This window comes from Myxococcus sp. AB025B (assembly GCF_006518215.1).
GTDB lineage: Bacteria > Myxococcota > Myxococcia > Myxococcales > Myxococcaceae > Myxococcus > Myxococcus fulvus.
In genome coordinates this window covers 1-7,936 of sequence record NZ_SRLW01000385.1, presented here as the reverse complement: position 1 = coordinate 7,936, position 7,936 = coordinate 1, and the positions used below count along the sequence as shown (strand labels likewise).

Annotated in this window: 4 protein-coding genes; 2 read left to right on the top strand and 2 right to left on the bottom strand. The window is 71.6% G+C overall.

Going from position 1 to position 7,936, the window contains the following annotated elements; all coding sequences use genetic code 11:
• Both FL311_RS38520 and FL311_RS38515 read left to right on the top strand, forming a co-directional pair.
• Positions 1-1,530, top strand: a 1,530-nt coding sequence (locus FL311_RS38520; protein WP_228557361.1) for a sigma 54-interacting transcriptional regulator, incomplete at its 5' end; no start/stop codon positions are given.
• A gap of 131 nt (positions 1,531-1,661) precedes the next feature.
• On the top strand, positions 1,662-3,998 hold the full coding sequence (locus tag FL311_RS38515) for a hypothetical protein (RefSeq protein WP_141332638.1): 2,337 nt from the start codon (positions 1,662-1,664) through the stop codon (positions 3,996-3,998).
• A 14-nt stretch (positions 3,999-4,012) separates the two neighbouring features.
• On the opposite strand, the gene FL311_RS38510 is transcribed toward FL311_RS38515, so the two are convergent.
• On the bottom strand, positions 4,013-4,960 hold the full coding sequence (locus FL311_RS38510) for a hypothetical protein (RefSeq protein WP_141332637.1): 948 nt from the start codon (positions 4,958-4,960) through the stop codon (positions 4,013-4,015).
• A 497-nt stretch (positions 4,961-5,457) separates the two neighbouring features.
• A complete protein-coding gene (locus tag FL311_RS38505) occupies positions 5,458-7,602 on the bottom strand; it encodes a serine/threonine-protein kinase (RefSeq protein ID WP_141332640.1) in 2,145 nt (714 codons plus the stop codon).
• Positions 7,603-7,936: the final 334 nt, after the last annotated feature.

The following is a 7,936-nucleotide window of genomic DNA, read 5'->3' as shown; positions in this document are numbered from 1 at the left end:
CTGCCCACCATGCCCCCCGCCCCGGATGTCACCCAGGTCCTCCTCCCCTTCGGGGCGCTGGTGGGCCGTGAGGTGGACCTCGACGCCTTCCTCCAGACGTTGATGGACCGCATCGCCGCCACCATGCAGGCGGACCGGGGCACGCTGTGGTTGTTGGACCCCGCACGGCGCGAGCTGTTCAGCCGCGCGGCGCACCTGCCGGAGGTGTCCCAGATTCGCGTGAAGCTGGGCCAGGGCGTCGCCGGCACCGTGGCCCAGCAGGGCCAGCCCATCAACGTGCCGGACCCGCGCGGCGAGCAGCGCTTCTTCGCGGACATCGACCGGATGACGGGCTACCGCACCACCAGCCTGCTCGCGGTGCCGCTGCGCGACGTGGACGGCGCGCTGTACGGCGTGCTCCAGGTGCTCAACCGCCGGGGCGCGGACCGCTTCACGCATGAGGACACCGAGCGGCTGGACGCCATCGCGTCGCAGGTGAGCTCCGCCCTGCAGAGCACCAGCCTCTACCAGGAGCTGCAGCGCGCCAAGGACCAGCCCCAGGCGCCGGTGGGCTACTTCTTCAACCGCATCATCGGCGAGTCCCCGCAGTTGCAGAGCATCTACCGGCTGGTGCGCAAGGCCGCGCCCACCGACGCCACCGTGCTGCTGCGCGGCGAGAGCGGCAGCGGCAAGGAGCTCTTCGCGCGCGCCGTGCACGTCAACGGCCCGCGCCGCGACAAGCCGTTCATCAAGGTCGACTGCGCCGCCCTGCCCGCCACGCTCATCGAGAACGAGCTGTTCGGCCACGAGAAGGGCGCCTTCACCGGCGCGGACCACCGGATGCCCGGCAAGTTCGAGGCGGCCGACAACGGCACCGTGTTCATCGACGAGATTGGCGAGCTGCCCCTGCCCGTGCAGGGCAAGCTGCTGCGTGTCCTGCAGGACCGCGAGTTCGAGCGCGTGGGCGGCACGCAGGCCATCAAGGTGGACGTGCGCATCGTCGCGGCCACGCATCGGGACCTGGCGCGCATGGTGGCCGAGGGCCGCTTCCGCGAGGACCTCTACTACCGCATCAAGGTCGTGGAGGTGGTGCTGCCCCCGCTGCGCGAGCGCGGCGCCGAGGACATCGAGCGGCTGGCCCGGCACTTCGTCGCCACCGCCGCGCGGCGCCACCGGCTGGTGACGCCCCGTCTCAGCCCCGCCGCGCTGGAGCGGCTCAAGCGCTACCGTTGGCCGGGCAACGTGCGCGAGCTGGAGAACTGCATCGAGAGCGCCGTGGTGCTGTGCGAGGGGGAGATCCTCGAGGAGCACCTGCCCCTGCCGGACCTGGACCGCGTCCCCGGGAGCACGCCCGCCGAGCCCGCGCGCGCCCTGGCGCCCACCGCGTCCGAGCCGGGCCTGAAGTCCCTGGCCGAGGTGGAGCGCCTGCACATCCTGCGCGTCCTGGACGCCGTGAAGGGCAACCGCACCGCCGCCGCGAAGGTGCTGGAGATCGGCCGCAACACGCTCGCCCGCAAGCTCAAGGAGTACGGCCTCGCCGACGAGGCGTGAGCGCCGCGCCCCGGTGGGCAGGCGGCCTTCCGCGTCAGTCCAGAATTACCCCTTGGAACCGACAGCACGTGCCTCCCGGTAGAACCTGGAGCATGCTGGAGCGGCCATCCATTCCGTCCGAGGGGAAGCCCATGAAGGTCATCGAGTCGCTGCTCGCCCAACTTCCGCCAGCGCTGGCCGAGAAGCTTCCGGACGTGAAGCTGCAGGACCAGGACATCCGGGTGACGCTCGCGCAGGAGGGCCTCACGCGGGACAACATCCTGCCGCCCAAGCTGATCCTCGCGGACTTCACGCTGTCGTTCGACGGGGCCGTGGAGGCCACGGTGCGCAACTTCAACTCGCCCGGTGACGTGGACGAGAACGGCGTGGTGGGAGAGCCCGCCGCCGCCAGCGCGCCGGCCTCCGACGGCTCCCGGCCCCAGCTGCTGCTGGGAGGAGAGACCGGCTGGATGCGCTACCAGGCCACGGCGCGCATCAAGTCCGCGGGGTCCATCGGCTCGCTGCCGTTCGTGTCCGGACAGGGCAAGAGCGAGGTGTTCGCCACGCTCAGCGACTACCGGGCGCACCCGCTGACGCGGAACATGCGCGAGGCGGCGAAGGAGGACCTGTCGCATCCACGGCTGCTGGTGTTGTCCACGGACCTGACCAAGCTGGGCCCGGGTGACGCGGTGGCGTGGCAGGTGCGCGGGACGCTGGAGGCGGGGCTCGAGCTGAACTGGGCGGACCTGTTCACCACGAACCTGGCGAACCTGGCCTTCGTGCGGACCAGCGAGCTCATCGAGCTGAAGACGGCGCTCGACGCGAAGGTGGGCGCGCGCGTGTCGCTCACGGACGACTACCAGCTCGTCTTCTCCCGCCCCGCCGCGAGCCGCATCCAGCTGGCCGTGCGCAAGGCGAAGTCGCGCGAGGCCACGCTGGGCGCGGGGCTCAACCTCCAGGTGGAGCTGGCCGACGCGGAGGCGGTGCGCAAGCGGCTCGGCGAGGTGCTCACGGCCATCACCGGGCAGGCCGAAGCGAAGGTGGAGGAGCTGGTCGACAAGGCCCTCGACAAGGTGCTCAGCGCCGAGGAGCAGGCCCAGCTTCGCGGCATCCTGGAGCGGCTGGGGCTGGACCCGCAGCTGGTCGTCCTCGACCACCTGAAGCAGGAGTGGGCGCAGCTCAAGCAGAAGGTGTCGAGCGCGCTCGACACGTTGGTGAAGGCGCGCGTGGCGGCGTCCTTCCAGTACGAGTACCTGCGCGTGTCCGAGTCCTCCACGCTGCTGGAGGTGGAGCTGGACGAGGCCACCGCGCTGCGCTTCCACGGCTCGCTGCTGCGCGGCAGCCTGGTGGACCTGCTCGCGTGGCTGCGTGAGCCGGCGAACGCGGGGAGCTACACGCTGCGCAACTACCTGAACACCTCCTCCACCACGCTCCAGTCGACCGTGGGCTTCACGCTCGGCCTGGGCAGCTTCGAGGTGCTCAAGGCGCGCTCCACGCGGAAGCAGACCTGGGTGAACCAGGAGAACCTCCAGGGCGCGCGGCGGCAGGCGTTCCTCGGGCAGCGCGCGTACGAGGACTCGTTCCTGGGCCACCGTGGCCGGTGGGTGGTGGACTTCCGCGCGGACATGGAGACGTTCACCCTGGCTCCGACGGCGCCGGACTTCCGCCTGGGCCTGCACATGCTGCTGTGGGGCCAGAAGAAGAAGCTGTCGAAGCAGGAGCTGCGCGAGGCGGTGGACGACGCCGTCGTGTGGGGCGTGCTGGACGCGAACGACGCCGCCACGGTGCTGACGAAGCTCGACGCGCACGTGGGCAGGTCGGACGTGGAGACGCAGCTGGAGCTCAAGGTGTCGGACGACATGCTCCGCGAGCTCCTGCCGCGACTGCAGGGCTTCGACGTCAAGCTGTTCTCCCGCGCGCTCGCCCGGGCCATGCCTTGGAGCGAGCAGACGGCGCGCGTGTCCCCGGAGTTCCGCAAGCTGGTCTATGGGCCCATCTGGGAGTCGTATCTGAACGAGGTGCTCGACAAGGGCAGCTTCCTGTCCGGAGACCTCTCCCCCACCCGCGCCGCGCAGCTCGCCCAGTGGTTCATCGAGCGCGACGCGACGGTGAAGCAGCTCGCCTCGGACCTGCTGCTGCGCGAGAAGACGTGGAACGGTATCGGCGGCAGGTTCACCTTCGCGGAGGTGACGCAGGCAAACAGCGGGACGATGGGCAAGTGCCGCCGGTTCGTGGAGGGCCTCGTGCGACTGCGTCGCTCCATCGACGAGCGGCGGAGCGGCGAGGAGCTGCGCGCGGTGCACGGTGAGTTGGAGGGGATGTGGAACACGGGGTTCCATCTGCGCGCCGCGGGGGCACTGCTCGCCGAGGTCGCGAAGGCGACTCCTCGCGGGCTCGGCGGCATCGAGCGCACGTTCACCGTGCGGATCGCGAGCAGCCAGGAGCAGCTCGTGTTCTCCACCGCGTGGGGCCCGTCGTCGTCAACGTAGGCAGGGCGCGGAGCTCACAGCGTGCGCGACAACATCAGCGCGGCGGCCACGGACATCACCCCGGCCGCCGTGAAGTGCGTCCAGGCCCGGCGAGCCAGCGTGCCTCGCGTGTCCTGCGCCTCCGGCCCCAGGACGACCAGGGCGGGTCCGCCGCCGCGACCGCACAGCTCGTAGGTGCCCTCGCGCGGGCCCCGTCGGAGCTCCCCCACCACGAAGCACGTCTCGCCCGCGGTCCCCGCGCGCTCCCAGGACAGGGCCCAGGGCTCGTCCGTCAGCTGGCGAGCCTCGGGCACCGAGGCGCCCTCCGGCGCCACCGGCCGCTCCTCGAGCCACGCGGAGGGCGTCGGCAGACAGACCGTCCTGCAGCGGCGGGGCCGCACGGGCGCCATCAACGACGCGGGCGAGAAGCGCACTCGTGCCCGGATGCGCGCGCCGCGCAACGTCAGCGTCGGGGAATAGGCGCGCTCACGCGACAGCAGCGTCCCCTTGCGCCCATCCGAAGCAACCTCACGCAGCTCCGCCTCGTAGAACGCGCAGCCCACGCCCCCCGGCGACGTCAGTTCCTCCTGCGCATCGAGCGTGCCCTGGAAGACACCCCAGCTCGTGGAGGCCCCGGCGCGCAGCTCCGCCACGGCGTCATCCAGGCTCTTCGGCGCCGAGTCGCGCAGCAGCTCCGAGCCCGAACGGACCCGGGTGCCCCGCACCGCGAGCAGGGCCGCCGCCACCAGCAGCGCGATGCCCACCGACCTGCCGAACGACTCGGACGACCACACCACGAAGGCCACGTTGCCCAGCCCGGAGACGAGCAGGAAGCCGCCGAAGGCCAGCATGCCGAACCAGACCAGCGGCAGACGGGGGACACGCGAGTCCGGCCCCCGCCGTCCCGCGGTCAGCACGGCCACCACCAGCCCCGCCAGGAGCGCCGCATAGATGGGCGCCAGCACGGCGCGCCAGAATTCCATCCCGTCCCCCGGCCGCACGAACAGGGCCCGCTCCACGCCAGACCCCGGATACCGAGGGAAGGTGGTGCGCCGGACAGGCTCGCGCAAGGTCGCCCGGAGTCCCACCCCGTCCCGCGCCTGACAGGTGCCGCGGGAACCGCCCTCCGTCGGACGGAGTCCGGCCGGGTCGTGCGAGGGAAGTGTTGAGTACGTGAGGATTCCACGACAGGCGCCGACAAGTCGTGAGCCCAGCCCGCTTCGGCGCGCAGGTGCTGGAGAAACAGCTCAGGAAGCAAGAGAGTGCGCTTCAGACGGCCATGGAGTTGCCCGGAGGCGGCCAGTGACCCTCGAAGCGCTGGAACAATGCATCTCGCAACTTCTCGCACTCGCACGTTCGCGAGGAATCGAAGAGGTCGATACCGGGGAGCGCGACTACTACTGGAACGTACCGAGCCCGGAATGGGTGGACATGACGAAGCAGCCGCAGTTGACGGTGGGTTCGCTCGACGATGAACCCGCTACTGCTCCTGGCCCGCGGAGGCCCGGCGCAGCGGCTGCTCGCGGAGCTGTCCCTTCACCTTCAGGTCATCGAAGGTGCACGCGAGGTTGCGGCATCCCACCGCCACCTTGGCGACGCGGTTCTCCAGGCCGGGCAGCAGCTTGCGGGCGAAGCGCTGCCGTCCGAGGAACCCTTCCGCGAGCACGCCGCCCTTCACACGGCTGAGCTTCAGGCGCACCTGGTAGGGCCCCCGGTCGGGCAGCGGCATCTCGTCCTCGACGAGCCCGTCCGTGTCCTGCGCGCTGTTGCCGACGATCTCCTGTCCGTCCTCGGCGAAGTAGCGCCACGCCAGGCGCATGCCGACCTCCGGAATCGCGAAGGCCGACACCTGGAGGTCCCGGATGCGGAAGGACAGCTCGCCGTAGTGCTGTGAGTCCGGCTCGTCCGGACGGTACTCGTCCCCGAGCGGCTTCACGTCCATCATCACCGAGGCGTCGAAGTGGTCCGCCGCGAAGTAGCGCGTCGCCACATAGGCGCGCGGCACCAGTCGCCGGCCACCGGCATCCTGCCCCCCCTGCCATGCGCGGAGCTGTCCGCCTTCGACCTTCCACAGGCCGCTGTGGAGGTTGAGCTCCTCGGGGCCCTTGTCGTCGAAGGACACCTCGAAGCGCGCCTCGCCATCCGGCGTCGCCGCCTCGACCAGGGTCGCCGTGGAGAAGGCCTCCGCGTACGTGTTCGGCGGGTTCGGCTTCTCGGGCATCCGCCCGTTGACCCATCGCGCGCCAAGCCCCAGCACCGCGAGCCCCCCCACCACCGACAGGCCGGCGCGCACCCGACGCCACCCCGTCCGCAGCTTGCGGGTGATCTGACTCGTCGACTTGCGACGCCCCTCGAGCGGATGCGTCGGCCGGGTCGTCTGGTTGGGCGCGGACGTCGAGGCCACCAGCAGCTCCAGCGCCTCGCACAGCTCCGTGGCCTTCGCGTAGCGCGCCTCGGGGTCCGTCTCCAGCAGCCGGTCGATGATGTGGTCCACGCGCGGGTCCAGGCCCGGCACCCGCTTGGACGGCAGCTTGAAGCGCCCCAGGGGAAGCTCCCCGGTGAGCAGCTCGTAGAGGACCACGCCCAACGAGAACAGGTCCGCGCGGCCGTCCACGCTCTTCGCGTCGCGCCGCTGCTCGGGGGCCATGTAGTTGAGCGTGCCCATGGCCACCGCCGTCGCGGTGAGCTGCAGCCGGGCCTCGGACTGACGGATGCCGGCGAGACCGAAGTCCGCCACCTTCACGTTGCCGCGCCCGTCCAGCAGGATGTTCTCCGGCTTGAGGTCGCGGTGGATGATGTCCTTGTCGTGCGCGCACTCGATGGCGCGCGCCGCCTGGAGCATCAGCTTCAGGCCCTGCTGCGGCGTCAGCGAGCCGGTGGAGATGGCCTCGCGCAGCGAGCGGCCCTCCACGAACTCCATCACGAAGTAGTAGTGCTCGCCGGCCACGCCCCGGTCGATGATCTGCACGATGTTCGGGTGGTTGAGGGCGGCCAGCGCCGTGGCCTCCTTCTCGAACCGCGCCACGAACTCCGGGTCCTTCGCCAGCTTCGGCGGGAGCAGCTTCACCGCCACCGTGCGGCCCAGCGACGTCTGGCGCGCGAGCCACACCTCGCCCATGCCGCCGCGGCCCAGCAGCTCCTTCAGCTCGAAGCCCGGCAGCGTCACCCGCGCCGCCGCCACGAACGTCTCCGCCGAGTGGATGTCCAGGTCGGAGTCGGCGTCGCCCCGCCCCGTCGGCCGCGTCGAGCGCACCACCGTCGCGTCCACGGGCACATCCGTCCCCGGCGTCGAGGAGGGCAGCGCCACGCCACTCGGGCCGACGCCGCCCGACTCGTCCGAGGACGGTGGGACACCCTGAAGACCGTTGCCCGGACCGCCTCCGCCGCCCGACGCGCTCTGCACGGGCACCTCGCCCGCGCGAACACCCGGCAGGGGCACGCCGAACGGTGCACCCGGAGAGGCCCCGCCATGCCCGCGAGCATCGCCCCCCGCAGCGTTCGGAGACGCGGCGACGCGAGCCAGCGCGTCACCTGCCGCGCCTACGCCCGGCACGGCCACTCCGAACGGCGCGCCTGCCCCCCCACCCTGAACGGGGGCATCGCCTCCAGCGACATTCGAGGCCATCGCGCCACGCACTGGCGCGTCGCCGCCCACGCTGACGCCCGGCAGCGCGACGCCGCCTGGCGAGGAATCGATGGCGGTCCCCGTCACCCGCAGGCCGGGCACGTCCGTGTCCCCGAAGGACACCTGCACGCCGCTGTCCGGAGACAGCCCGCGCGGGGCGGCGCCTGGTCCTTGCGCTGCTTCAGCCGCCGCTTCCACGTCTCTCATGTCGGCCACACCCGAAGACGCGTCCACGCGCGCCCCCGGGCCCACTGACGCGGCGTCACCACCCGCGCTCACAGCGGCGCCCAGGCGCGCTCGCGCCTCGGAGCCCGACGTCACGCCGGCCGCGGAC

What these genes read in the sequence shown, in the direction of transcription:
- FL311_RS38515 (WP_141332638.1), top strand. Translation starts at nt 1,662, where the DNA reads ATGAAGGTCATCGAGTCGCTGCTCGCCCAACTTCCGCCAGCGCTGGCC.
- FL311_RS38510 (WP_141332637.1), bottom strand. Translation starts at nt 4,960, where the DNA reads ATGGAATTCTGGCGCGCCGTGCTGGCGCCCATCTATGCGGCGCTCCTG.
- FL311_RS38505 (WP_141332640.1), bottom strand. Translation starts at nt 7,602, where the DNA reads ATGGCCTCGAATGTCGCTGGAGGCGATGCCCCCGTTCAGGGTGGGGGG.